The 25,837-nt window shown below is 27.4% G+C and carries 28 protein-coding genes and 1 pseudogene; 4 read left to right on the top strand and 25 right to left on the bottom strand.

The window, feature by feature from the left end; genetic code table 11:
• Positions 1–118 precede the first annotated feature (118 nt).
• Genes ACYUEX_RS15755 through ACYUEX_RS15740 form a run of 4 tightly spaced genes read right to left on the bottom strand, consistent with a single transcriptional unit; the run spans position 119 to position 4,634 of the window.
• Positions 119–1,138 carry a sensor histidine kinase gene (locus ACYUEX_RS15755; protein WP_460289024.1) on the bottom strand — a complete coding sequence of 340 codons (1,020 nt, stop codon included), beginning with the start codon at positions 1,136–1,138 and terminating at the stop codon, positions 119–121.
• Complete coding sequence (locus ACYUEX_RS15750; RefSeq protein WP_460289086.1) at positions 1,128–1,796, bottom strand: response regulator transcription factor; 669 nt, start codon at positions 1,794–1,796, stop codon at positions 1,128–1,130. Before ACYUEX_RS15750 ends, ACYUEX_RS15755 begins: the two co-directional genes overlap by 11 nt.
• 14 nt (positions 1,797–1,810) lie before the next feature.
• Positions 1,811–3,862, bottom strand: a complete 2,052-nt coding sequence (locus ACYUEX_RS15745; protein ID WP_460289023.1) for an FtsX-like permease family protein — start codon at positions 3,860–3,862, stop codon at positions 1,811–1,813.
• Positions 3,852–4,634, bottom strand: coding sequence for an ABC transporter ATP-binding protein (locus tag ACYUEX_RS15740; RefSeq protein ID WP_460289022.1), 783 nt, complete (start codon positions 4,632–4,634; stop codon positions 3,852–3,854). The genes ACYUEX_RS15745 and ACYUEX_RS15740 overlap by 11 nt, the downstream gene beginning before the upstream one ends.
• A gap of 626 nt (positions 4,635–5,260) precedes the next feature.
• On the opposite strand from ACYUEX_RS15740, the gene ACYUEX_RS15735 reads away from it, so the two are divergent.
• A complete protein-coding gene (locus ACYUEX_RS15735) occupies positions 5,261–5,428 on the top strand; it encodes a hypothetical protein (RefSeq protein ID WP_460289087.1) in 168 nt (55 codons plus the stop codon).
• A gap of 146 nt (positions 5,429–5,574) precedes the next feature.
• On the opposite strand, the pseudogene ACYUEX_RS15730 reads toward ACYUEX_RS15735, so the two are convergent.
• From ACYUEX_RS15730 to ACYUEX_RS15720, 3 genes and pseudogenes are all read right to left on the bottom strand, one after another.
• Positions 5,575–5,694, bottom strand: a pseudogene (locus ACYUEX_RS15730) (HNH endonuclease); the annotation flags it as partial.
• A gap of 27 nt (positions 5,695–5,721) precedes the next feature.
• Positions 5,722–5,844: a hypothetical protein gene (locus ACYUEX_RS15725; RefSeq protein ID WP_460289021.1), complete on the bottom strand. Its 123-nt coding sequence runs from the start codon at positions 5,842–5,844 to the stop codon at positions 5,722–5,724.
• A 212-nt stretch (positions 5,845–6,056) separates the two neighbouring features.
• On the bottom strand, positions 6,057–6,530 hold the full coding sequence (locus ACYUEX_RS15720; RefSeq protein WP_411169597.1) for a MarR family winged helix-turn-helix transcriptional regulator: 474 nt from the start codon (positions 6,528–6,530) through the stop codon (positions 6,057–6,059).
• 168 nt (positions 6,531–6,698) lie between these two features.
• Between ACYUEX_RS15720 and ACYUEX_RS15715 the strand changes: the two genes are divergently transcribed.
• Positions 6,699–7,325, top strand: coding sequence for an FMN-dependent NADH-azoreductase (locus ACYUEX_RS15715; RefSeq protein WP_460289020.1), 627 nt, complete (start codon positions 6,699–6,701; stop codon positions 7,323–7,325).
• A 164-nt stretch (positions 7,326–7,489) separates the two neighbouring features.
• Positions 7,490–8,620, top strand: a complete 1,131-nt coding sequence (locus ACYUEX_RS15710) for an MFS transporter (RefSeq protein ID WP_460289019.1) — start codon at positions 7,490–7,492, stop codon at positions 8,618–8,620.
• A gap of 88 nt (positions 8,621–8,708) precedes the next feature.
• Here ACYUEX_RS15710 and ACYUEX_RS15705 read toward each other — a convergent pair whose 3' ends face one another.
• From ACYUEX_RS15705 to ACYUEX_RS15675, 7 genes are all read right to left on the bottom strand, one after another.
• Positions 8,709–9,008, bottom strand: a complete 300-nt coding sequence (locus ACYUEX_RS15705) for a (2Fe-2S)-binding protein (RefSeq protein WP_460289018.1) — start codon at positions 9,006–9,008, stop codon at positions 8,709–8,711.
• Between the two features lie 334 nt (positions 9,009–9,342).
• Positions 9,343–9,585: a hypothetical protein gene (locus tag ACYUEX_RS15700; RefSeq protein WP_460289017.1), complete on the bottom strand. Its 243-nt coding sequence runs from the start codon at positions 9,583–9,585 to the stop codon at positions 9,343–9,345.
• A 236-nt stretch (positions 9,586–9,821) separates the two neighbouring features.
• Positions 9,822–10,607, bottom strand: coding sequence for an ABC transporter ATP-binding protein (locus tag ACYUEX_RS15695; RefSeq protein WP_460289016.1), 786 nt, complete (start codon positions 10,605–10,607; stop codon positions 9,822–9,824).
• 10 nt (positions 10,608–10,617) lie between these two features.
• Positions 10,618–11,640: a FecCD family ABC transporter permease gene (locus tag ACYUEX_RS15690; protein ID WP_460289015.1), complete on the bottom strand. Its 1,023-nt coding sequence runs from the start codon at positions 11,638–11,640 to the stop codon at positions 10,618–10,620.
• Positions 11,633–12,640: a FecCD family ABC transporter permease gene (locus ACYUEX_RS15685; RefSeq protein WP_460289013.1), complete on the bottom strand. Its 1,008-nt coding sequence runs from the start codon at positions 12,638–12,640 to the stop codon at positions 11,633–11,635. Before ACYUEX_RS15685 ends, ACYUEX_RS15690 begins: the two co-directional genes overlap by 8 nt.
• A gap of 54 nt (positions 12,641–12,694) precedes the next feature.
• The gene (locus tag ACYUEX_RS15680) at positions 12,695–13,639 is read right to left on the bottom strand and encodes an ABC transporter substrate-binding protein (protein WP_460289012.1); all 945 of its coding nucleotides are present in this window, start codon (positions 13,637–13,639) and stop codon (positions 12,695–12,697) included.
• A 110-nt stretch (positions 13,640–13,749) separates the two neighbouring features.
• A complete protein-coding gene (locus ACYUEX_RS15675) occupies positions 13,750–14,595 on the bottom strand; it encodes a helix-turn-helix domain-containing protein (RefSeq protein WP_460289011.1) in 846 nt (281 codons plus the stop codon).
• 67 nt (positions 14,596–14,662) lie between these two features.
• Here ACYUEX_RS15675 and ACYUEX_RS15670 point away from each other — a divergent pair, with 67 nt between their 5' ends.
• Positions 14,663–15,397 (top strand): alpha/beta hydrolase, encoded by a 735-nt coding sequence (locus tag ACYUEX_RS15670; protein WP_460289010.1) that lies wholly within the window; start codon positions 14,663–14,665, stop codon positions 15,395–15,397.
• Between the two features lie 62 nt (positions 15,398–15,459).
• On the opposite strand, the gene ACYUEX_RS15665 is transcribed toward ACYUEX_RS15670, so the two are convergent.
• The 11 genes from ACYUEX_RS15665 to ACYUEX_RS15615 all read right to left on the bottom strand — a co-directional run bounded on the left by ACYUEX_RS15665 (position 15,460) and on the right by ACYUEX_RS15615 (position 25,831).
• Positions 15,460–15,624 carry a hypothetical protein gene (locus ACYUEX_RS15665; protein WP_322379274.1) on the bottom strand — a complete coding sequence of 55 codons (165 nt, stop codon included), beginning with the start codon at positions 15,622–15,624 and terminating at the stop codon, positions 15,460–15,462.
• Positions 15,625–15,650: 26 nt separating this feature from the next.
• Complete coding sequence (gene glmS, locus ACYUEX_RS15660) at positions 15,651–17,477, bottom strand: glutamine--fructose-6-phosphate transaminase (isomerizing) (RefSeq protein ID WP_460289009.1); 1,827 nt, start codon at positions 17,475–17,477, stop codon at positions 15,651–15,653.
• Between the two features lie 683 nt (positions 17,478–18,160).
• A complete protein-coding gene (locus ACYUEX_RS15655) occupies positions 18,161–18,421 on the bottom strand; it encodes a GIY-YIG nuclease family protein (protein WP_411169585.1) in 261 nt (86 codons plus the stop codon).
• Between the two features lie 95 nt (positions 18,422–18,516).
• Positions 18,517–19,152 (bottom strand): CatA-like O-acetyltransferase, encoded by a 636-nt coding sequence (locus ACYUEX_RS15650; RefSeq protein ID WP_460289008.1) that lies wholly within the window; start codon positions 19,150–19,152, stop codon positions 18,517–18,519.
• A gap of 262 nt (positions 19,153–19,414) precedes the next feature.
• Entirely contained in the window at positions 19,415–19,867 is a 453-nt protein-coding gene (locus ACYUEX_RS15645; RefSeq protein WP_460289007.1) for a hypothetical protein, read from the bottom strand.
• Positions 19,868–20,087: 220 nt separating this feature from the next.
• The gene (gene menA, locus ACYUEX_RS15640; RefSeq protein ID WP_460289006.1) at positions 20,088–21,044 is read right to left on the bottom strand and encodes a 1,4-dihydroxy-2-naphthoate polyprenyltransferase; all 957 of its coding nucleotides are present in this window, start codon (positions 21,042–21,044) and stop codon (positions 20,088–20,090) included.
• Positions 21,045–21,123: 79 nt separating this feature from the next.
• Positions 21,124–21,543, bottom strand: a complete 420-nt coding sequence (locus ACYUEX_RS15635; protein WP_322412729.1) for a hypothetical protein — start codon at positions 21,541–21,543, stop codon at positions 21,124–21,126.
• 71 nt (positions 21,544–21,614) lie between these two features.
• The gene (gene ygiD / locus ACYUEX_RS15630) at positions 21,615–22,391 is read right to left on the bottom strand and encodes a 4,5-DOPA-extradiol-dioxygenase (protein WP_460289005.1); all 777 of its coding nucleotides are present in this window, start codon (positions 22,389–22,391) and stop codon (positions 21,615–21,617) included.
• Between the two features lie 66 nt (positions 22,392–22,457).
• Positions 22,458–23,081, bottom strand: coding sequence for a DsbA family protein (locus ACYUEX_RS15625; RefSeq protein WP_460289004.1), 624 nt, complete (start codon positions 23,079–23,081; stop codon positions 22,458–22,460).
• Between the two features lie 135 nt (positions 23,082–23,216).
• Positions 23,217–23,645 carry an Rrf2 family transcriptional regulator gene (locus ACYUEX_RS15620; protein WP_460289003.1) on the bottom strand — a complete coding sequence of 143 codons (429 nt, stop codon included), beginning with the start codon at positions 23,643–23,645 and terminating at the stop codon, positions 23,217–23,219.
• Between the two features lie 143 nt (positions 23,646–23,788).
• Positions 23,789–25,831 carry a beta-galactosidase gene (locus tag ACYUEX_RS15615; RefSeq protein WP_460289002.1) on the bottom strand — a complete coding sequence of 681 codons (2,043 nt, stop codon included), beginning with the start codon at positions 25,829–25,831 and terminating at the stop codon, positions 23,789–23,791.
• Between the last annotated feature and the right edge of the window lie 6 nt (positions 25,832–25,837).

Here is a 25,837-nt window from a genome sequence, read left to right as displayed (position 1 = left end):
ATTTTATACTTATTACTAGCTCTTAACAAAAGGTAGGTAAACTTATGAATAACTTTAAAATAAAATTAAAAGCTTTAATAAAAAATTTTGTATTCATTTAATAAGTCTCTTTGAATAATTATTTTATATGTGGAAAAATAAACTTTATAGAAAATCCTTCATTTATAACCGAATCAATTTCTATACCTATTTTCATTAAGTCACAATATTTCTTAACTAAATATAGCCCTATTCCTGTTGATTTCTTTACATTATTATAATTTCCTGTAAATCCTTTATCAAAAATAAATGGCATATCTTGTTTTTCTACCCCAACTCCATTATCTTTAATTTCAAGATATACTCTCTCATTTTCTTTGCATATTCCTGATTTTATCCAAATATATTTTTCTTTATCTTTTGAATATTTTAAAGCATTTTCTATAACTTGAGATAAAATAAATTTCATAGTTCTTTCATCTGTAACTATACTTTTATTTTCAACTTCAATTTCTAAATTCACATTATTTTCTTTAATTAAGCTATTTAAATCCATTATTACATCGCTTGTAATTTCATTAATATTACTTTTTTTAAGTTGAAAATTTATATGTGAAGATTGAAGTCTTGCATAATATAAAATAAGGTCTAAATTAGAACTAATTCTATGAATGATATGGCTAAATCTAGCATGCACTAAAGACGACATTTCATCCTTTCTATTTTCAAGTAATAAGGTTCCTAAATGAATTGGAGTTTTTATCTCATGAATCCATCCATCTATTAAATCCTCATACTCCAAATACCCTTCTTCATTTTCTTTTATAGATTTTTCTAAGCTTCTTAATCTATCTCCAATATTTTTTATTGAATCTATATAATTTTCATTAAAAATATTTAAAAGCTTTCCTTCATTTTCTTCACTTGGTTCATATAAAAATTTTTCAAAATAAACTTTTTGTTTATTTATTTTATTTCCTTCAAAAAGCAATCCAATTAAAATAACTATTAAAGTAAAAAGAATCATTACACCAACTAGAATTTTAAAGTTCTTTGGAGAAACTAGCCATATCATAAAAATAAAAAATAAGTTTGTTAATATTAAAAGGAAAATCCATGTTCCTGATTCTATAAAACTTTTCTTAAGTTTATTCTTCATTTAATTCCTCCATTTTATATCCAATCCCTCTAATTGTTGTAATGATATTATCTAATTTAATTTTAGATAAGCTTTTTCGTAGTCTTGTCATATTAACCTGAAGAATATTTTCATCAACAAAATCTTTTGTTCCCCAAAGTTCAATAAATAAATCTTCCTTTTTTACTATATTAGGATAATTAATCATAAGAGCTCGAAGTATTTTCCCTTCATTCTCTGGAAGTATTATAGAATTATCTACGTATTTAGCTTCATAAATTCTCTCATCTAAAATCAAATTACCAACAGAAATAATATTCATAATTTTTCCATACATCTTAATTATTTTTTCTGCTCTTGCAATTATCCTATCTGGATGACAAGGCTTGGTTAAATAATCATCTGCACCTAAATCTAATGCATGTAACTCATCTTTCATTTGATTTCTAGATGTAAGTATAAGAACTGGAAAAGATGTTCTTTGCTTTACTGATTTACATATTTCAAACCCAGACATTCCTGGTAAATTCAAATCTAAAACTATTAAATCAGGATTAGATTTTTTTATATCTTCTAAAGTATTATTAAAATTTGTTATGCTTTCTACTACATATCCTCTCTTTTCAAAAATACTTTCAAGTTCTTCTCTAATATATAAATCATCTTCTATTATTAACACCTTTTCCAAGCCACTTACCCCCTATTGAATGAATTTAATGAATTTATTTCTTTATAACTTGTTCTATCAATTATTTTTATATAAATAAGTTCTACTATAACTAACATTATAATTATAACAGAAGCTATCGGCCCAATATATACCAATAGTTTTTTACTTTCCTCATTTAAAAAACTATTAAACATTGCCCATATTCCAAATATTGAACTTATTAAAGAAACTCCTATAACTAATCCAAAAAATATTCTTACTTGAGATTTTGCAGATTTAAATACTTCTGATTTTTTAGCCCCTAAATTCAATAGGATTTTGTATCTTTCTTTTGTAGAACTAAGTTGTATTAAGAACTTAATACCAATCATTGTATTTCCTATTATTAAGAATATAATTCCTAAATATAAAGTTAAATAACTACCTGCTACAATATAAAACAGATTTCTTCCCATACCTTGTAAATAACTCTCATATTGTAATCCACTTTGAGATAAAATTTCATTAACTTCACTTATAGCTTGCATTAACCCATTCTCTTCTACCAAATTATTATTTATATTTAAATTCCAAATTGAAGGTTCTCTATTTTCTACAAGCCTCTTATATAAATCCTCCGAAACAATAAATGCATTTGATAGAGTTATAGTTCTATCAGCTACAATATTCTCTACATAATACTCATTAACTAAATCATATTTTTCTCCTTGAATCGTAATATATGGATTACCTTTTAAAACTTCCTTTATAAAATCTTCAGAGTAAAAACCTGCATTAGAATAAAAGGCAACTTCATTATTTTCTAAAATAAGATTTTCTTTTCCTGATGCTTTTCTCATATTATTAAAAGATTCTAAAGAAATTAGATAAGGATAATTATCAGGTGTTAAATACTGCAATATTGAATACTTACTCTTTGATTCTGGCATTTTTTCTATTTCTTTTCTAAATCCTTCCCAAGAAAATTCTAATGCTTTGCTATCATCTGAATGAAGTGATGTTCTCATATTTTCTAAATAAACAGGATAATAATTTTCTACATAAGAATTTAAATCTAAAGAATTTATAGTTTCCTTAACTTCCTCTTCAGAAGCTGTTATTGAAAAATCTACTGTTCTATTAGTATTATCTTGCCTTGATATAGCTACAGATGAACCAAAAGCAATACATATCATTGATAACAAAACTAGTAAAGAAGAAAAGGCTAAAGTATTTGATTCAAAAAATATATTTTCTTGAATTTGTCTCATTGTAAATGTGAATAATCCACTAGATTTCTCTGACTTTTTATTTAATCTATTTCCAATTAAAGCACTAATTCCTTTAAAGAACATGAAAGTCCCAGTAATTCCTGTAACTAAAACTATAAGAGCAACAACTAAATTTAAAGATTTTAAAAGAAAAATAGCAACTAAGTAAGCTATTACTAATAAAACGCTTCCTATAATTAAATAAATCCATCTAGATCTTTCAGATGAAATAACTTGTTTTTTAGAACTATCCTTCTTTATTAAATCAAGGGGTTCTTTCTTAGCTATAGATATACTTAATAAAAGCATAGCTATAATTTGTACTAACAAAAACCCTATAAAAGTTCCTATAATTCCCATATATGAAAATTTGAATTGATGTCCTATAATACCTATTCCAATTATTTTTATAGTAGCTAAACTTATTAGCTCAGTTAAAAATAAAGCTATTGGTATTCCTATTAGAAGAGAAATCAAACTATTGTATATTGTTTCACCCATAAGTAATCCAAAGATTTTTCCTCTTCTCATACCTAACATTTGATACATTCCAAACTCTCTTTTTCTTCTTTCTAAATGATACCTACTAGAAAAATAAATTAAGAAAAATAGGAAAAATAAAGATACTACATATACAAGCTTAATTAAAACCATTAGCTTTTGAATTCCATCACTCTCCATAGTTTTTAAAAAGCTAATTACATCTTGATCTTCTAAAGAAAGTAAAACATAAAAAGATACTATAGCTACAATTAAAGAACCAAAATACAACCCATTTTCTTTTCTACTCTTTTTTGCATTTTTTAAAATATGCTTAAAGAACATTTGCACTTCCTCCTCCTAATTGAGCCATTACCATCAAAATCCTTTCATAAAACTCCTCTTGACTCTCTTTTTCTTTATTTCTTCTAAGTTCATGAAAAATAACTCCATCTTGTATAAATAAAATTCTTGAACAAAAACTTGCTGCATTAGCATCATGAGTAACCATTAAAATAGTTGATTCATTTTCTTTATTTATAAGTTCAAGCTTACTCATTAAAGACTTGGCATTTCTTGAATCCAAAGCACCTGTTGGCTCATCAGCTAATACAATTTCAGGATTAGTAATTAAAGCTCTAGCTGCTGCAACCCTTTGTTTCTGTCCTCCTGACATTTCATTTGGATATTTATTCAAAACAGATTCAATATCTAATTGACTAACTATTTTTAATAACTTTTCCTTCGCTACTTCATAACTAATATTGTGAATAGACAAAGGTAAAATAATATTCTCTCTGGCTGTTAAATTATCTAATAGCTCGAAATCTTGAAATAAATAACCAATTTTATTTCCTCTAAAATCAGCTAATTTACTTCCCTTAAAAGAACAAATATCTTCTCCATTTAATAAAACCTTACCAGAAGTAGGCTTTAACATAGTTGAAATACAATTAAGTAAAGTTGTTTTGCCAGATCCACTTGCTCCCATTATTCCTAAAAACTCACCCTTTAAAACATCAAAAGTAATTCCCCTTAAAGCTTCAGTCTTGCTTTCATTACTTCCATATACCTTCTTAATATTTTCAACCTTTAATAATTTATCATTAATATTCATTTATTTCCCCTCCTACTCTTTTCATATATAATTCTAATAAATAATCCTCTAAATTTAAACTTACATATAGTGTAAGTTTTTACTTTTAAAAGAAAAACTAGAGAATAATCTCCAGTCTTTATACTTTTCTAGGATTTGAAATCCATTATCTGTTAAGGTTGCACTTTTTAAAGAATAGGAATCAGATAATATTATTCCTCACTTTATATAGTCATTGTCATACAAATATCTTAATAGTTCCCTAAATTCATGCTCTTTCATAGCATATAATTTTTCTCCATTATCTAAAGTTTTATTATTTATTTATTTCAATAAGCTATACAAAATTTTCATTCCCCCCCTCTTTACAAATTTAGTAAAATGTTATAGTGTGTTGCTATTCTACATTAAACAAAAATATTTTTCAATTTAATGATTATGACTATTTTCATACTTATTTGTGATATGGTTCTCCGTAACTATACTAAATAAGGTTTTTCCATTTTATTCTTGTGTATGTATTCTACATAATTATGGTATAATTCTAAAGTAATATTTTGATATCCGTAGTGGATGGCTACGGGGGTTTCGAATATTTTATCCCCTTGGGCTATTGGTGAGTATTTCATCATAGCTAGGGGGTGGTATTGGATATGTTTGATACTTTTATGAAATGTATATCTATTATTTATGTTATTAGATTAGTTCTTAGTCATAATCTTTTTATACATCATTTGAAAATTAAGATTAAATTTCTTGGTCTTGATATAGAAGTTAAAAGCAAAGAAAAAAGTGCTCCATCCTGCAAAGAGTAGCACCTTTTCTAGAAATTAATATTTAATTAAATTCATCCAATAGCCCTAAAACAAAATAAATGTTCTAAGGATTGCTTAGTGTTGACGCACTAAGCTTTTCTTATTTATATTATATCAAATTTTTATATAAATTAAACATAAATTTTTTATTTTTCAATAAATTGCTCCATTATGGGTTTTGCACCTCTCCTAGAATTGCAATATAAACAACATGTCACTAAATTGCTAAATGAATTATCTCCCCCTTGACTCACTGGTTGTACATGGTCTACTGTAGCACTAAATCTTGTTAATTATTTATTACATTTATAACCATCACATTCAAATATCTTTAATCTATTTTCAGCAATATTGTAATAACCTTGCTCTTTCCTTTCGTTTATCTCATTAATTTCTACTTTAATACTCTCTTTCATTAACTCCTTACATATATCTATTTCCTCAGGGAGAAATATCTTATATAAAGTTTCATCTCTATTTGTGTCACCACCAACACTTATAAATAAGTGATAGTTTTATATTATTTAACTCTAAGGATTAAAAGTGTTAGGTTTTCCCACTCTCCTTGTATATATCCCAAAATCCTACTGCCCATACCTTAAAGTTAATATTTTGAAGCATTCTATATTTACCAAACCGGTCTTAACTTCGATGGCAATTTACCTCCACTCGCTTCATAAACTAATTTAGTTAAATCTTCTTTAATCATTTGCATTCGCTCGGTACCTATATTCTCACTCCAACGTTGCTCAATTTCATTTAATATCTCATCTTTTACTTTCATTACTGCGGAGCCTCGTTCCGTCAAAACAATAATTTTTCCTCTCTTATCAGTAGGGTGAGTTTTGCGTATTACATAATTATTTTTTTCAAGATAATCTATTATTTTACTCACAGCTTGCTTTGTAATTCCTAAATACTCAGCTAATTCTATACCTGTTGCCCCATCAGGGCTGATACAACTAAAAATAAAACCATGTACAGGTCTAATATCTTCAAATCCCAATTCCATCAATCTGTCATGTAATTCGTTAATAGCTGTACTAAAAGATAATAAAAAAAGTGATGTAAGATCTAATCCACTAAATATTTGATGATTCATACATAAAACCTCCTTAAAAGTCAATTAAGTTGACTTTTTCTTATTTTTATTATACTATATTCAATATAGTCAATCAAATTGACTATATTACTTTTGCTATGAAAGAACTAGACTAACTTTAAATGATTCATATAGCAACGTAATATGAATTAACAGGAGGAAAAGAAAATGACAACAGTTTTATTTGTAAAAGCAAATAATCGTCCTGCAGATCAGGCGATTAGTGTAAAATTATATGAGGCTTTTTTAGCCAGCTATAAAGAATCACATCCAGAGGATACAGTGGTAGAACTTGATTTATACAATGAAGAATTACCATATGTAGGAGTAGATATGATTAACGGTACTTTTAAGGCTAGCAGAGGACTTGAGTTAACAGAAAATGAAGCAAAAGTAGTTGCTGTTGCTGATAAATATTTAAATCAATTCCTTGCGGCTGATAAAGTTATATTTGGGTTCCCACTATGGAATTTAACAATTCCAGCGGTACTACATACATATATTGACTACTTAAACCGTGCTGGAAAAACATTCAAATATACGCCTGAAGGTCCAGTAGGTCTTATTTCCGATAAGAAAATTGCATTATTAAACGCAAGTGGTGGTGTATATTCTAAAGGGCCAACAGCTGAAATGGAAATGGCAGTTAGATATGTATCAAACATGATGGGCTTCTTTGGAGTAAAAGATATAGAGACAGTAGTAATTGAAGGACACAACCAATCACCTGATAAAGCAGAAGAAATTATTTCTTCTGGACTTAACAAAGCTATTAAACTAGCAAGTACATTCTAAGTAAGAAAATACTTGTCAATCTCTATAGCAGTACTAATACTTTTATAAAGTATGTACTGCCTTTTTATTTGCTTACCATGCTATTTGGGAGTAATAATAACCCAATTGCTGTGAGCTTTTCATTTTCAATTTATTAAAATAAAAGAAAGCGAGGTTTCAATATAATGGAACGTTTATGGACAAAAAGCTATATAAAGCTGACAATCACAGCACTACTGCTATTTAGTGGTTTTTATTTACTAATGCCAACACTACCTATGTTTATTAAAGAATTAGGTGGAAGTGAATCTCAGGTTGGATTTATTATTGGAGTATTTACAATTTCTGCAGTAATTATTCGTCCTCTTATTGGAGGATTAATGGATAAATATGGCCGACGAGTATTTATAATAAGTGGGCTATTATTTTTTGCAATTACAATGTATTTTTATAATTTAGTGATAGGAATTGTTTTCTTAGTGATTTTACGTATCCTACATGGAGTTAGTTGGGCAATGGCTACTACTTCTATAGGAACAGCTGTAACTGATGTTATTCCAGAATCCCGTCGTGGAGAAGGAATGGGATGGTATGGACTTTCAATGACTTTAGGTATGGCCCTTGGACCAATACTAGGCCTTTGGGTAGCAGAATCATTTTCATTCAATTATCTGTTTGTACTATGTACAATATTAGCACTTATTGCATTTATTCTTGCATTTAGTACAAAAATTCCAGTAATTGAACATACACATAAAAGTAAAATATCATTTTTTGGAAAAGAGTTTTTACCAATGGCTATCGTTACATTTTTCCTATCAATAACTTTTGGTGGAATTACAACATTTTTACCATTGTTTGCAGCAAAAATTCAAGTTAATGCTGGTACATTTTTCTTAGTCTATGCTGTCACACTAGCATTAATTAGACCAATTACCGGAAAAATATCTGATAAATATGGAGAAGATGTAATTATTATTCCTGCACTTTTCACTCTAATTATCGCACTATTAGTCTTAACATTCACAAATGGAATTGTTGGCCTAGTTATTACAGCTATTTTATACGGAATTGGATTTGGATCAGCACAACCTGCTCTTCAAGTAGCTATTCTAAGATTAGCTAAACCTGAAAAAATAGGAGTAGCTAATGCCACATTTTTTACTGCCTTTGATTTAGGAATTGGGTTTGGGTCTATTATTCTAGGACTTGTTTTACAACTTATAGGATATAAACTGTTATTTATTGTTTGTGCTACATCCGGTTTTATCAGTCTATTAATTTTTATTTTCTTTGTAAAAAAGACATTAAAATAGTTACGGTTCATTATTTATAATTCTAAAATAATAACCCTCGACAATACATTTCTGCATTTTCGAGGGTTTCATGGTAAAGGTAAAGTAATTATCTTTTATTTTCTATGATATTTGATATAATACCTTGACATCTTCCACAACCTGTACCTGCTTTAGTAACTTCTCCAACTTTTTCAACAGTATCTGCTCCATTTTTTACTGCTTCTACAACTGTATCTATTGATACAGATTTACATTTGCATACGGTTTTTATAAGAGCTTCTACTTCTTTAAGCTCTTCTTCATTTTCAATAACTATATCAGATATTTCTTTAAGTTCTTCAATAGTTCTAGCTCCTTGTACTTGAGCCTTTCTAACTTGTAAGTATTTACTCATTTCTAGTGTCATATGTATTTCTCCTCATATTTAAATTTATTGTTTAATATATTAATTCCATAATCTCATTATGTAACAATATATTTTAATGCTATATAATATACTTAATATTAATATTTTATAAATATTAATATTATAATCAACTTAATTGACTATATTATATATAATACAATATAATTCACATGAGGTCAACTTAATTGACTTTATTTAAGAAGGTGTTATGTATGAATCTTTCTTTGATTTTGCTTTCTCATATTATTTATTTTTAATTTCATAACTTGAATTATCTACCGTCCCTAACACTATCAACTTTTTCTGATATATCTTCTTATAATTAAAACTTCTATTAAATAAAATTTTTTTTAAAACTATGCTTAAATTTATATACATTCTCCATATCTAAATATGCTTTATTATCTCTCGTAACTATTAATACGCCTTCTCTAATTAGTATTTTAGTAGTAAGTGAGTATTTAATTTTTAACTCATTGTAATCTATAGCTTTTTCTTCGGATACCGCATTAGCCTTTATAAACTTATTGATACATATATTTTGTTTTAATGTAATAGTTTCAGCTCCAAATGCCATTTTACTTCTCCTTTTAAATTATATTGCTATTGATTCTTCAAATAACTGAATTAATGAATTTTCTTGAACTTTAATATCATAAAATTTTATATCTTTATTGATTAAAAAACTTATTATCTCGTAGAGTTGACTCTCATATTCAAAACTAATAGTTCTATCATTTATAAAAAATAGAGAATGGATATAATGAAATTAGAGAAAGCATCCATTTACCTTGGATGCTTTCTCTAATTTCATTATAATAATTCATAATTTAAACATAAAGGAACATTATAATTTTCATTTGTTATAAGTTCCGCATCTATATTATAAATATCTTTTAATACTTTCTTATTCATTATTAAATTTGGCTTATCTTTATAAAGTATTTCTCCATCCTTCATTGCTACAATAAAGTCAGAATACTTTGCTGCATGATTTATATCATGTAAAACCATAACTATTGTACATTGATGTCTTTCATTTAGGTTTTTTACAATATTAAGCACCTCAAGTTGATGAGACATATCTAAAAAAGTAGTTGGTTCATCTAATAATAATATATCTGTTTCTTGAGCCAATGCCATAGCTAACCAAACTCTTTGTCTTTGACCTCCTGACAAATCAGATAATTCTCTATCTCTAAAATCAATAGTATTTGTTACTTTTAGTGCCCATTCAATTTTATCTTTATCTTTACTAGATAATTTATTTATATTAGTTCTATGAGGATATCTTCCATAAGAAACTAACTCTTCAACTTTTAACTGAGAAGGCGCAGTAGGATTTTGAGATAATATAGCTAATTTTTCTGCTATTTCTTTACTATTCATATCATTCATATTTTTATCTAGAAGAAATATTTCTCCTTTTTCTTTTTTAAGTATCCTACCTATGCTTTTTAAAAGAGTTGATTTCCCACATCCATTAGAGCCAATAATACTAGTTATTTTTCCTTTTTCAAGACTAAGGTTTAACTCTTCTATTATTATTTTTTTATCATATCCTATTTTTAAATTCTTTATATTAATAGCATTTTTCATATCTTACCTCTTATGATTTGTATAATAAATATATAAAATAAGGAATTCCGATTATAGATATCACTATTCCTACAGCTAATTCTGATGGTGCAAAAACAGTTTTAGCAATAAAATCTGATAATATTAAAAGAAAAACTCCAACTAAAGCAGTTACTGGCATAAGTTTTCTATGCTTTATACCTACTAATTGCCTAGCTATGTGAGGTGCCATTAACCCAATAAATCCAATATTTCCAGCAACACACACACAAGAACTAATTAGCCCAACACATGCAAATAATAATTTTCTTTTTTCTTTCTCTAAATTTATACCTAAACTAACTATACTACTTTCTTCTAGTTGAAAATAATCTAGTAAATGAACTTTCTTATAAAGATAGAATCCTAAAATTATTATCCAAGGAAGCATCATATAAATAAAACTCCAATTTGCATTATATATTGATCCTGCTTGCCAAATAGCTGCAAATTCAAAATCTGAAGCATTCATTTTCATAGAAAAAAGCATTGAAATAGCTGAGAATCCACTATTTACTGCTATACCAGTTAAAATAAGTCTTTGCATATCCATCTTACTATTATTTCTTGAAAATAATAGTATTAATATTGCAGCTAAAATACCACCTATAAACCCAAATATAGGCATAGCGAAGATGCTGAAGAAATTACTTCCATCAGATACTGATGAATTAAAATTAACAAAATACATATATATAATTACTGCTGCACTTGCACCAGAATTTATTCCTAATATTCCTGGATCAGCTAATTCATTTTTTGTAATTCCTTGAAGAAAAAGACCAGCTATTGATAATCCTATTCCGATTAATACAGATATAATTATTCTTGGAAGTCTAAATTCAAATACTACTAACCTGAATTTTTCATTATCATTTAAATTAAATAGTGTTTGAAACACTTCAATTACACTTATATTAAATATCCCATTAGTTAAATGTAAATAAAAAGCAGATAATATTAGTAGAAGCAGTACTATTATCACAGAAGAATATTTAAGTTTTTTCTTATGCATTTTTTGAATCTCCCTTAGTTTTTATCATATATAAAAAGAAAGGTACACCTATAATAGCTGTTACAGTTCCAATAGGTGTTTCAAATGGATATTCTATGTATCTACTTAATAAATCACATAATCCTAAAAAGAAGGCTCCTCCAATTAAGGAATAGGAAATAATATATTTATAATCATGTCCTACTAAAAGTCTTATTATATTAGGTATTACTAACCCAACAAAAGCAATCTTTCCAACTAATGCAACAGAAGTAGCTGTAAGTAGTACTACTGATCCCATAGATAAATATTTTACTATATTTGTTCTTTGCCCTAAGCTAATAGCTATATCTTCTCCTAGTGAGCTTATAGTAATATCCTTAGCTATTATTATTGCTATTAAAATTCCAATAACGCCTATTGGAATTATCATTTTTAATAAATCATTATTTACAGTATGAACTTTTGTATTATACCAAGCTGAAATAGTTTGAGACACTTGAAAGTACATTGCAATAGTAGATCCTAAACTACTTAAAAAACTACCTACTATTGTTCCTATAATGGCAAGCCTAACAGGTGATAGACCATTTTTTATTGATGAACCTATTCCTAATACTAATAAGGCTCCAACTATAGACCCAATTATTGAAACTAAAATTAAACTTCCATTTGAAAGCCCTGGATAAAAAACCATAGCTATGGTAATAAAAAAAGCTGATCCATCATTTACTCCCATTAATGAAGGCGAGGCTAAGTAATTTCTTGTTATTCCTTGCATAATTGCTCCAGCAACTGCTAAAAATCCTCCAACAACTAATACAGCAATAGCTCTTGGTAACCTATTATTTTTTATTATTAAATGATCTACATTATTTTCATCAAATTTAAATATAGCATCATAAACCACTTCTTTTGGTATATCTTTAGTTCCCATCCTAACAGATAAAATAGTCACGCTAATTATTCCTACTATACATATTATAAATATTGATAAAAACTTTTTATTAAAACCCTTCATATTTGTCCCCTTAAAAAATTATCCAGTCATATTTATATGACTGGCATAATTTTGTTATTTTAATAAATTATCTACAACCGCGTCTAGGAACCTAACTTTTGACCAAGCTGTTCCTCCTTGAGCTAAAGGATCAATAGTATTAACAAATACTTTATTATTTTTAGAAGCTTCTATACCTTTAAATATAGGATTTTCTAATAACTCACTTAAAGCTTTAGGTGCATCTGAATTCTCCGAATCATCAAATTGTAGAAAAATTGCATCTGGATTCATTTCTGCTAAAGTCTCTAAAGTTAATTCAGCTTGTGCTTTTGCCTGAGTAACTACTTCAGGAACCTTTAGACCTAAATCATTATATAAAACTGGATTTAAATATACACCTTCCGGATATACATACATTAATCCACGTCTAATCCTAATAACTAAAACATTTTTATCTTTATATTCATTTGAAAGTTTTTCTTTAGTTTTTGAAGCTTTTTCCTCATAATCTGAAATTATTTTATTACCATCTTCAACTTTATCTGTTATTTCTGCTAATGCTAAAAGATTATCTTTCCAGTTAGCTGATATGTGTGAGTATGGTAATGTTACTGCTATCTTATTTAACTTAGTCATCGTTTCCTCTCCAAACTTTGAAGTTCCCACAATGACATCAGGATTTAAGCCTAAGATAACTTCTGAATTAGGATTCATTTTATCCCCTATTAAAGTTGCATCTTTAAAGTCTTCTTCTAAATATTTAGGTACCTTGCCAGCAACATCTAATACTCCTACTGCTTCAACTCCTAAAGTTGCTGCATCTTCCATTCCTTCTAAGCTTGCAAGAACTACATTCTCAACCTTTTTATCAAAAGAATATTCTTTACCTAAATAATTTATTGTAAATGCTGTATCTTTATTTTCTGCATCATTTTTTTCTGAAGAACCTTTCTCAGTACAAGCAGTTAAGCTTACTAATAAAACTGTTGATAATAATAATGTTAAATATTTTTTCATAGCAATCCCCCATCGTTATTGATAATCATTTTCAATTCATAATTATTTTAGCAAAATCTTATGAAATGTAAAATGGACTTTCGGGATATTTTTTTGTACTTTTGCCGAATCTACTTCTTAATTATTATACTTGTAACAACATTATTATTAATCTCTCTATATTTTCTAGGGCATATCCCTACATTTTTTTTAAAAGTTTTACTAAAATAAAAACAATCATTATATCCAGTCATATCAGCTATCTCAGAAATTGTATAAGAAGAAAATTTTAATAATCTTTTAGCTTCTTTTAATCTATATTCTGTTAAGTATTTTACAGGCGACAATCCTGTAACCTCTTTGAAAACATCACTAAACCTTCTTCTATCTATTTCTAAAATATCTGATATTTCACTTACTGTTATTAATTCATTAAAATTTTTATTTATATATTCAATTCCTTTATTTACCAGCTTTAATTTATCACTATATTGTGACACTCTTACATTCTTTATTAGTGAATTTATTAAATTTATAAAATCTACTTTACAGGAAAATTTTGAGTAATTATCTGGACTTAATGATTTATCAGTAATAGTTTCACAATACTTTAATAAAGATAGCCTGTCCTCAATTTCTAAATAAAAAGATTCTTTTTCTATGTTTTCGAACTTTTCTGTAGTCAAAATATTTTTATAATGAACTACATAGTATTCTATACCTAATTCCTCTGTTTCAACTTTTATATTCATATTTGATCCACAGTGCAGTATTGTATTTTTATTTAAACTATATTTTTTATCATTTACAGAAAATGAACATTCTCCTCGTACAGGTATTACTATTCCACATAAATTTTTTGCAGTTTTTCTATTAATATCTTTTTCTTTAGGAGGTAAACTGCTCTTAAAAATATCAACAAACTCCATAGAATTTTCAGAAAAATATTCAATTAACCAATTAATACTTCGTTTCATAATCGTTGACCTTTTCCTTTTGTTATTTTATACTTATTACTAAATCTTAGCACAAGGGGGTAAATTTATGAATAATTTTAAGATAAAATCGAATTATACTAATAATTTTTATGATATTAATTTCTATCTTCCAGAAGAATCAAAAACTAATAATTTACCATTAATAATAGTCCTAGACGGTGGAAATTGTTTTGAAATAGTTAAATCTTGTGTAAAACAACAAGGTCAAGTACACGTTAAAACTGGAATTAGGCCTTCAATAGTTGTAGGTATATTTCATCAAGAATTTGAAAAGAAAGAAAAAAGATTTTTAGACTTTACAGCCCCAGCAGAAAAATACTTCGTAGATGAAAAAAGAAAATTTATGATACCAGATAATCTTGGAGGTAGTGAGAATTTTAATTCTTTTATAGAAAAAGAACTTCTACCAATAATTGAACCTAATCTTAACTTTGATAAAAATAATATTACTATAATTGGCCATTCTTTAAGTGGATATTATGTATTATGGAATTTATTAAAGGGCTCAAATATATATAAAAATATAATTTCCTTTAGTCCTTCAGTGTGGTGGAATGACTATGAACTTTTAAGCTTCCCTAACTTAGAAAATAGCGAAAAGAATATATTTATAGGTGTTGGAGAAAAAGAAGGTTATATGGTTGAAGGAGCTCAAAAAATATACGATAAAATTAAAAGCTTTAATAATAACTGTGATATCTATATTGCACCAGAAGAAAATCATGGTTCTGTAGTAGTTACTAGTATAAGTAGGGCTCTTAGATATATTTTTTCACTTTAATAAAAAAACTGCACACTCATCCACTAATGGTGAGAGTGTGCAGCCTTATATTATACTTATTACTAAATTTCTTTAGACAGCTTTTCTAAATCATCTATTATTACTTTTACTAAATCTAACTTTCCTTTAGCATAATCTTTATCATCTAGCCAATCCATTCCTAATTCTAATGCTTTTTCAGTTTCTTTGTATTCATTTAATAAAGTATTAATTAATTCTTGACTCATAATTATTTATCTCCTTTATAATAAATTTATTCAACAGTAACTGATTTTGCTAAGTTACGAGGCTTATCTACGTCACAGCCCTTTTGCTTAGCCATATAATATGATATTAATTGAAGTGGAACTACTGATAATACTGGTGTTAATAAAGAGTTTGTCTTTGGAATGTATATTACATCATTACAAACTTCTTTAGCATCATCATCTCCTTCATTTGCTATTGCTAAAACTCTTGCCCCTCTTGTAATTACTTCTCTGATGTTACTTATCATCTTATCTTTTAATCTGTCTTCTGTTAATAAAGCTATTACTGGAGTTCCTTTTTCTATTAATGCTATTGGACCATGCTTTAATTCTCCACCAGCATAAGCTTCTGAATGAATATATGATATTTCTTTTAATTTTAAAGATCCTTCTAATGCTACTGCATAATCTAATCCTCTTCCTAAGAAGAAAAGATCTTTATCCATATAATTTTTTGAAGCAAATTTTTGAAGCTCATCTTTTCTTTCTATTATTTCTTTTACCTTTTCTGGTAAGTTTAATAACTCTTCTTTAAGACTTTCTGATAAATCATTATTTAATGTTCCCTTAACTTCTCCAAAGTATATTCCTAAAATATACATAGCTATTAATTGTGTTTCATAAGCTTTTGTTGAAGCAACTGCTATTTCTGGACCAGCCCAAGTATAAACAACATGATTAGCTTCTCTTGAAACTGAACTTCCAACAACATTTGTAACTGCAAGAACCTTTGCTCCTATTTTCTTAGCATCTCTAAGAACTGCTAATGTGTCAGCGGTTTCTCCTGATTGACTTACAACTATTAATAATGATTTTTCTGTTATTAATGGATCTCTATATCTAAATTCTGAAGCTATATCAACTTCAACTGGTATTTTAGCTAATTTTTCTATAATAGTTTTTCCAACTAAACCTGCATGGTAAGCTGTTCCACATGCTACTATAAATACTCTATCAAAAGCTTCAAGTTCTTCTTTTGTAAGATTTATATTCTCTAATTGTATAGGTGAATTCTTTAAAACTCTTGATGTTAATGTATCTTTTATTGCCTTTGGTTGTTCATGGATTTCTTTTAACATGAAATCTTCATATCCACCTTTTTCAGCTGCATCAACATCCCAAGTAACATGGTAAATTTCTTTATTTATAGTTTCTCCATCTTCTGTTTTTATTTCTATTCCATCTCTATTTATTATTACAAACTCTTTATCCTCTAATAAATAGATATCTCTAGTATGGTTAAGAACTGCAGGTATATCTGAAGCTATAAAGAATTCTTCTTTACCTAATCCAACTATTAATGGACTGTCTTTTCTAACTGCAATTAGTTTGTCAGGCTCATTTTTGCAGATAACACCTATAGCATAGCTTCCTTCCATTTTAGTTGTTGCCTTAGTTACAGCTTCAAGTAAATCACCTTTATAATAGTAGTCTATTAAATTAGGAATAACTTCTGTATCAGTTTCTGAATAAAATTCATATCCCTTTGTTTTAAGCCATTCTCTTAATCTCATATAATTTTCTATTATTCCATTATGAACAACACTTATTGTTACATTCTCATTTGTATGAGGATGTGAATTTATATCGGAGGGTTCTCCATGAGTCGCCCATCTTGTATGTCCTATTCCTATAGTTCCATTTAAAGGACTCTGCTTTAAATTATCGTCTAAATTCTTTAAACGTCCTTTAAACTTTCTTACTTTAATATCTCCATCTTCTAATATAGCTACTCCTGCTGAGTCATATCCTCTATATTCAAGTTTTGATAATCCTTCAACTAATATTTCAGATGCTTGTTTCTTTCCTACAAATCCAACTATTCCGCACATATATTTTCTTCCTTCCTTTTCTTCAACTGTATTTTTAATTATTAATGCTAATAAAGAATTTACTTCTTTATTGAAGGTTTTAACACCAAGCTAATGTTGTCCTGTAAATCACTTTACAGTTTTATTAGCTGTTAACGGTAGTGTGCATACCGTGGGGCACCCGCCGAAGTATCGATACTCCCCAACCTCGTCAACTTAAGTGAGCCTCCAAATTTTACATTTGGCAAGGTGAACTTACTCCTTGGAATGAATATGAGAAGGAGTTTCCTTTTTCCCTTTAAATCTAAAATATTATTAAATCTATTTTAAACAGGAAACTCAACTCCTTTTAGTCGTTGAGTAAGTTCCACCAACCAAATCGTAGATTTGGGGTGTCACTTAAGTTCTGGCGCTTTAATATTATTAATTAATTTTCATCTCCTTTAATAGCAATTTTTAACACTATATTTTATGCATATAAAATTAAAAGCTACACTAATTCTATCATATTTTTTCCTAAAATCAATGATTTTTATTTAAATTCAATTAATTTTAGCTATTTATTCAAACTACTTTATTATTTCTTTAGTTTACTCCTGTTTACTCCTATTAATAACTATACATGTAGATGTCTAGACATATATCTTTATACTATTTGTAATTTCTAATATAAAAATAGCAATATAAGACTCATTAACATAGTTTTATATTGCTACACTTTTATTAAAATATTCTATTAAATTTAACTTCTCTTTTCTAGACAACTTCTTTATTTCACATTCTCTTTTCATTGCATCTTTTTTATTATCAAATTCTTCAAAATATACAATCTCGACTGGAAGCCTAGCTCTTGTATATTTGGCTCCTTTTCCATTATTATGAGTTTTAAGTCTTTTGTCTAAATTGGTTGTCCACCCTGTATATAAAGTATTATCTGAACATCTTAATATATATACGTAATTCATTTTCTTCTCCTAATATTATTTAATGTTATTATCAGCTAAGTTATATAAACGTACTCATATAAGTAAATTATACATTGAATAATATTATTTATATACTATAAATGTATTTCTGGATTATCTAATATTTCTTGAATTGTGTTAAAGTATTGTCCAACATGCATACCATCGGCTAAAGCATGATGCAACTGAATAGACAATGGCATTTTAATTTTTCCGTTTTCCTCAAAATATTTACCCCATGCTATTCTTGGAATGCTATCAACAGGATTCATATGAATTGGCTGAGTTATACTGGTAAATGAAATCCAAGGAATACTTGTAATATATAAGACATTATCACAACCTGGCTCGTCTTCCATAACTACAGTCTTCTTTATTTTCTCCATTTCCATTAATGTATTGATTTTAAAATCATTAAATCCATCTATAAATTTTACCTTGCAAAAACTAAATACTTCACTTTCAGTCATTAAAGTAAAGGAGGGATCTATAGTTTCATGCTCAATTACCTTATCTTTTCTTATCCTAAATCGAAACTCTTTTATATTATTTGCTGTTTTTGTGGCAACATACAAAAATGATATAAAAAACGGTATTTCATTTTCCTTAATGTATCTATAAAATTTTGTAATATCAACATTCCCACAAATACTAAAATGTGGATAGTCAAGTTCCTTAAAATGATTATAGTGCTTTTTTCTATTCCAATTTTCCATATCTATAAACTTCATTATATATCACTCTCCATGAAAATATTAGTATGTAAATCTCTTAATATTATCTTTCTGTTAACTAAATTGCATTACATTTTATGTAAATTATAACATAAATATATTCTTACTGACTAATTATTTCGATAAAAGTAATTTTAAATAAGATATAAATAAACTTATATTAAAAAAGCTATTAATTAATATATATCCATAATTATAATAAAACAATAGGGCTACCCTAATTTAGAAATTGCTTTCTATTTTAGAATAGCCCCTTAACTTATTTCTTTAGTGTTTCTTCTATTTTATTTTTCATTTCTGTAATTTTTTCTTTGCTTACATCAACACCTTCTCTAATTGCAGTATCATATTCATTAGATAATTTCTCTAAATTATCTACAGCTTCATTTAAATAATTGTCCTCTACTGAGCCTTTTACAGAATTTAATTTATTATTAAAGTCAGTTTTAAATTTTTCCCACTCCTCAGGATTAAGCTTTTCCTTTTGCTTTTCTACTTCATCCTTTAAACTTGAATATAACTCGTTTATATAAATTTTACCAGATTGCAACTTACTATCTGTATCTGATTGTGGTGTAGTTTGATCAGGATTTGATTGATCACTTGATTGTGGCTTTGTATTATCTGTCGCTGGCTTATCTATATTTTTCTGTTTACATGAAATTAATCCTATACTAAAAATTATCATTAATCCAATTATTATTTTTTTCATATAAATCTCTCCTTTCTAGCTTTAATTTTATTTTTCCTTTAAATTTATAAATTATGCTATGAGAAGTTTTATATGGATTAATCACTATATTTTTATTTAGATCCTGTTACACAGTTTTCTCTAATGCATCTTTTAATTTAAAATAAAGGCAATAACATTTAAGTTACTGCCTTTTTATTATAAGTTTTTGATATGCATTTTAGAATAATTTCATATTATTCTAAATATAAGATAATAGTAATCCTAATATTATGGTTACTAAATATACTACATTAGTAACTACAAAGTTCTTCACTGCTAATATAAAAGTATCCTTCTTAGTTTGAATTTTATTAAACTTATTTATATTTTCTTGTACAACTTTTAAGACTAATAAAGTAACTATTGAAACTATAGGTAATACTTTAAGTAGTATTCCTATTACTATTGCCACAAATCCAATATAATACATCCACCTAAATAGCTTTAAAGCATTTTCTTTTCCAATGTATATCGGAAGAGTATATCTTTTATTAACAATGTCTTCATCTATATCACAAATATTATTTGCAAGCATTATATTTGATATTCCCATAATAGCTGGTAAGCTTATTAAGAATATATAAATTAATTCAATTATATTAAAGTTAACACTTATATTATTTAAATTAGAAATATTAATTGATAATATTCCTAAATCGAATATGTGTATATATATAGCTAAAAATGTTATTATAAACCCCATTACTAGTCCTGAGAATATTTCTCCAAATGGTGTTCTTGATATTGGAATTGGTCCAAATGAATATGTAATTCCTATAATAAAGGAAATCATTCCAATTAATAAAACTATTATATTAGTGTTTTTTACTAATAATAATCCTAATCCAGAAGCTACAACAAGCATAATATAAATAGTTAATCTAACTATTCTTGGATTCAATTTATCTCTAACTATAGCGTTATGAGTTTCATATCCATAACCTTCTTTTTTAATAGCTTTTTTATAATCCATATAATTGTTAATTGCAGTAGTAGTCATATCGAATATAATCATTGATAAGAACATTATAATTGCATTTTTAATATTAAAATTATCGTATCTGTACATAGTATAAAAAGTTCCTAATAAAAATGGAATTACACTTGCTACTTTAGTTTGTATTTCTACTAACTTTAAAAAGCTTTTTATATTCAAAAATATTCCTCCTTAAAAGCATTTTAAATATAGAACTTTTTAATTTATTTAAAAAATAAAAAGGGGCTACGCCTCCTTTTTACTTCAAAAATGCTTGTGCTTCTAATCTAACTGCTTCTTGATTTTCTTCATCGTATTCTGAATGCTTATAAAAATATTCTGCCATTTGGAATCTCTTAACTCTTGATATGTTAAGTTCTTCTGCTAAGCTATCTAAAAATCTAACTTCTGACATTTCATATTCTGCATCTGCTAATGCAACTCTAGTTAACTCAAAAAATACTATATTTATTATTCTCTCACCAGCATTTTTTAAAGTTTGTATAGTTTCTTCATGTGTAACCTCTTCTAACTCAAAGTCTTCTAGGCTCATTTCTTTTAAAGCTCTCTCAATTAACTCTCTTTCCTGTTTCTCTATTTTATCATCAACTAAAGCAAATTCTATAAGTAAGTTGATATATGCTGTTCCTATCTCTTTATTAAGTTCATTTAAAAACATATCCCCATCCTCCTTTGTTTTGGTTATATGTATTATATCATACTTTAATTGTGTAGAAAATAAACTTATTGTTAACCTATCTTTATGCACCTCATAGACATAGAACCATGTTGTATACTTTCATGAATAAACTCTACTTTATCATTTTCTTCTTGTAATCCTGCTATATATAGTAATGGTAAATAGTGTTCATCTGTTGGAACTGATAATTCAGCTTCAACTCCATTTTTTTTATAGTCTATCAAGCTCTTATTATCTCTATTTTTAATTGCTTCTGCAATATGATTGTCAAACTTTATAGCCCAATCAAAAGGTTCTGAATACATATCATGATTCATTTCTCTTAAGTTATGAACTATATTTCCACTAGCTATTATAAGAATTCCCATATCTCTAAATTTTGATAATTTCTTTCCTATTTCATAATGCTGTTCTTCATTTAATAATCCATTTATACTTATTTCAAATGTTGGTATATTAGCATTAGGATACATATATTTTAATACTCCCCATGCAGCATGATCCAATCCCCATTCATCTGTAAGCATTGCTTTATTATCAGCTAATTCTTTAGCAACTAACTCAGCATACTCTTTACCCCCATCAGGATTATATTTTATATTATATAATTCATCTGGGAATCCGTAAAAATCATAGATTTGCTTTGGTTTATCACTGTAGGTTAAATAAGTTCCTCTTGTCTTCCAATGCGCTGAAATTATCATTATTGCCTTTGGTACTTCTAAACTCTTTCCTAATATTTTTAATGCTTCTGTATAATCATTATCTAATATTACATTCATAGGGCTTCCATGTGAAAGAAATAGAACTGGCATTTTCTTATTCATATTATTTTCCTCCTTATTTATAATTTTATTAATAAGATCTAAGTTAGATCATCTTTTATTTATCATCTATATAGATAGTATTTTGTCTAATTTTTCAAAGCTACTGTAACCTTGTGCTATTATTGTTCCTTTATTACCTTCTACCATAATAACAGTTGGAAAACTCATTGCTCCCATTGAAGCTACCATATTAAAAACTGAGTAAGTTTCATTTGTTAATTCTTCTGATAAAAATTTCTTTTCAAACTCATCTTTATCTATTCCAAACTCTTCTGCTATTGTAGTATATATTTCTAAGTTATTAGGATCGTTTCCTTCAATAAAGAATGATTCTTGAATCTTTTTAAGAAAGTCAAATACAGTGTCCTTCTTTAGCTTTTGTGCTAAAACTACAGCTTTTGCTCCAGGTAAACTATCTAAAACCATATTTTTATTATCTAACACATTTTTATTAAATCCTTCTCCAAACTTTCTTCCTGTTAATCGCTCTATATTTATATTATGACTCTTTATATAATTTCCTAAATCATCATTAATAACTTTAACATTTTCGTCTATCCACATTCCTCCTGGTAAAACTACAAAATCATATTTATCATTGTATTTTTCTTGTATTTCAGTTATTACGTTACTGAAACCATAACACCAACCACACATTGTATCCATAATATAATATATTTTTTTCTTCATATTTACTTATTCCTCCTAAATTCAAATAATTTTTAAATAGTAACTATATAAACTTTGAATATTCTTTATATAATCTCTTAAATAATTTCGTTGTAACTACAGAAGTTACAACTACTATAAAAAAATAGAATATATTTATTCCATCTTTTTAATTAGTCCTTCAACTATATCTTTCATAGTGACGCTCTTTAAAACATTTTCCATGGCATCTTGAGCTTTAAAAAGTATAATCTCTAATACAAGCTGAATATTAGCTCCGATTGGACACTTAGGATTAGGATTTTCATGTATTTGAAAAAGCTGACCTTCTTCAACAACATCAACTGCTCTATATACATCTAATAAAGAAATTTCTTCTATATCTTTTAAAAGATATGCTCCTCCACTTCCTGGATTTACACTAACTATACCAGCTTTTTTTAACATACCCGTAACTCTTCTAATAATTACTGGATTAGTATTTACGCTTTCAGAAATCCATTCTGAAGTACATAATCTATCTTTTTCCATAGATATTACTGATAGTATATGAACAGCTACAGAAAATCTGCTACTTATTTTCATAATAATCCCTCCCGTTGTAACTATTATAGTTACAACCAAATGAAATGTCAATATATTATTTACAATCAAAAAAATAGGGCTGTCACACTAAATAATTAGTGCGACAGCCCCTTCATTAATTGTACCTTCTTAATTTTTATATTTTATTTCAGTATCCATACATCTTTTGCTTTAATTTTCATTCTTCCCTCTAATGACTTTTTAGTTATTAATTCTATATATTTCCTTTCACCTAAATCTATTTCTACATCTACATCTTTATGATTTAGTATAAATATATATTCTACTCCATCCTTCGTTCTTTTAGTTATTTCTAAATCCATTATTCCTTCTAAAATACCATTAATATTATTTTCTTTTAAATATTTTTTCATTAACATTTTAATAAAATTGTCTTCAATATTTGAAGACAAATAAATAGCTTTACCATTACCAAAATCATTTTCTGTTATCACTGGAGTATTTTTATAGAAGTCTGTTTCATAAGTAGCTATTTCTTTTGCTCCTTCTAAATGAACAACATCACAAATTAAATTACATTTATAACTTCCATCTAAATTTTCAAATCCTTTAATTTTAGTGTTTACTTTTATATAATTTTGCATATCAGGATATAACGCATCTGTTTCTTCAATCCATATACCTAGTAAATCTCTGAAAGCGCCTGGATATCCACCTAATATTACCAAATCATTTTCATCAACTATTCCACTAAAGAACGTTGTTATAAAAGTGCCTCCATCTCTTACAAAACTTTCTATATTTTTTTTGTTTTTTTCTGAAACCATATATAATATTGGCGCAATTACTATTTTATACTCTGATAAATCGCTATCTGGTTGCACTATATCTACTGGAATATTTAATCCATGTAATATTCCGTAGTACTTTTGAATTTGTTCTAAGTATTTTAAATCTACGCTTGGACCACTAGAGTACTCTACTGCCCACCAATTATCCCAATCCATAATTATTGCAACCTTTGATTCTATATTTGAATCAATAATTATATCACTTAAGCTATTAAGCTCATTCCCTAGCTCCATTAACTCTCTACCAATTCGTGTATTTTCATTCCCAACATGTGGTATAATGGCTGCATGGTATTTTTCACAAGCACCTCTTGATTGCCTTATCTGAAAGAACATTACACCATCACTGCCTTGTGCAATACCTTGGTAACTTAATAATCTCATAACACCTGGTCTTTTTAAAGCATTATAATCTTGCCAATTTTGTTGATTTGGTGTTTGTTCCATAATTAAAAATGGTTGCTTCTTTAATCCTCTTACAACACTATGTCTAAAAGCTACGTCACTCGGCTTGTCTAAATTAGATGGATAATTATCCCATGAAGCTATATCATAGTGCTTAGCCCATTCAAATAAATCAATATTTGTTGAAATCCCCCATATGTTTGTTGTAACAGGTGTATCAGGCATATGTTCTCTTATTGCTTCTTTTTCATTAATAAAACAACCTAGAATACTATTTGACATAAATCTTTTATAATCTATTGCCATTCCTTGAAAATTAGTACCATCTCGACCTGCTAATCTACCTGGTAATATTTCACTTAAAGCCGATGGAACTTCTATTTCATCCCATTCATAATAAGTATGACTCCAGAAAGTAGTGTTCCATTTATCATTTAAATTTTCTAAAGTCTTGTACTTCTCTTTAAGCCATAATATAAATGCTTTCCTACAATTTTCACAATAGCAATATGTGCCATACTCATTATTTATATGCCATAATACTATAGCTTTATTTTCCTTATAATGCTCTGCCATCTTACTTGCTATACCACTTGATAATCTTCTATAATCTGAGCTATTTGGACAGAAATTGCTTCTACCTCCATGATGTCTTTTATTACCATAAGTATCTACAGGCAATATATCTTTATACTTTTTTGATGCCCAAGCCGGTTGTGCAGCTGTTGGCGTCGCCATTACTACACTGATTCCGTTCTCATATAATTTGTCAATTATTTTATCTAACCATTTAAAATCAAAGGTATCTTCATTTGGTTGTAATTTTGCCCAAGAAAACACAGGTAATGTAACTATGTTTATCTTCATTTTTTTTAAAATCCTTATATCTTCTTCCCAAATATCTTCAGTCCATTGATCTGGATTATAATCGCCACCATAAAATAAAAATGGTACTTTTTTCCTAATCACTTATAT

It is taken from the genome of Clostridium sp. CTA-7 (genome assembly GCF_054768095.1).
The sequence above is the reverse complement of the archived record's forward strand: the minus strand, read 5'-3'. Positions and strand labels throughout refer to the sequence as shown.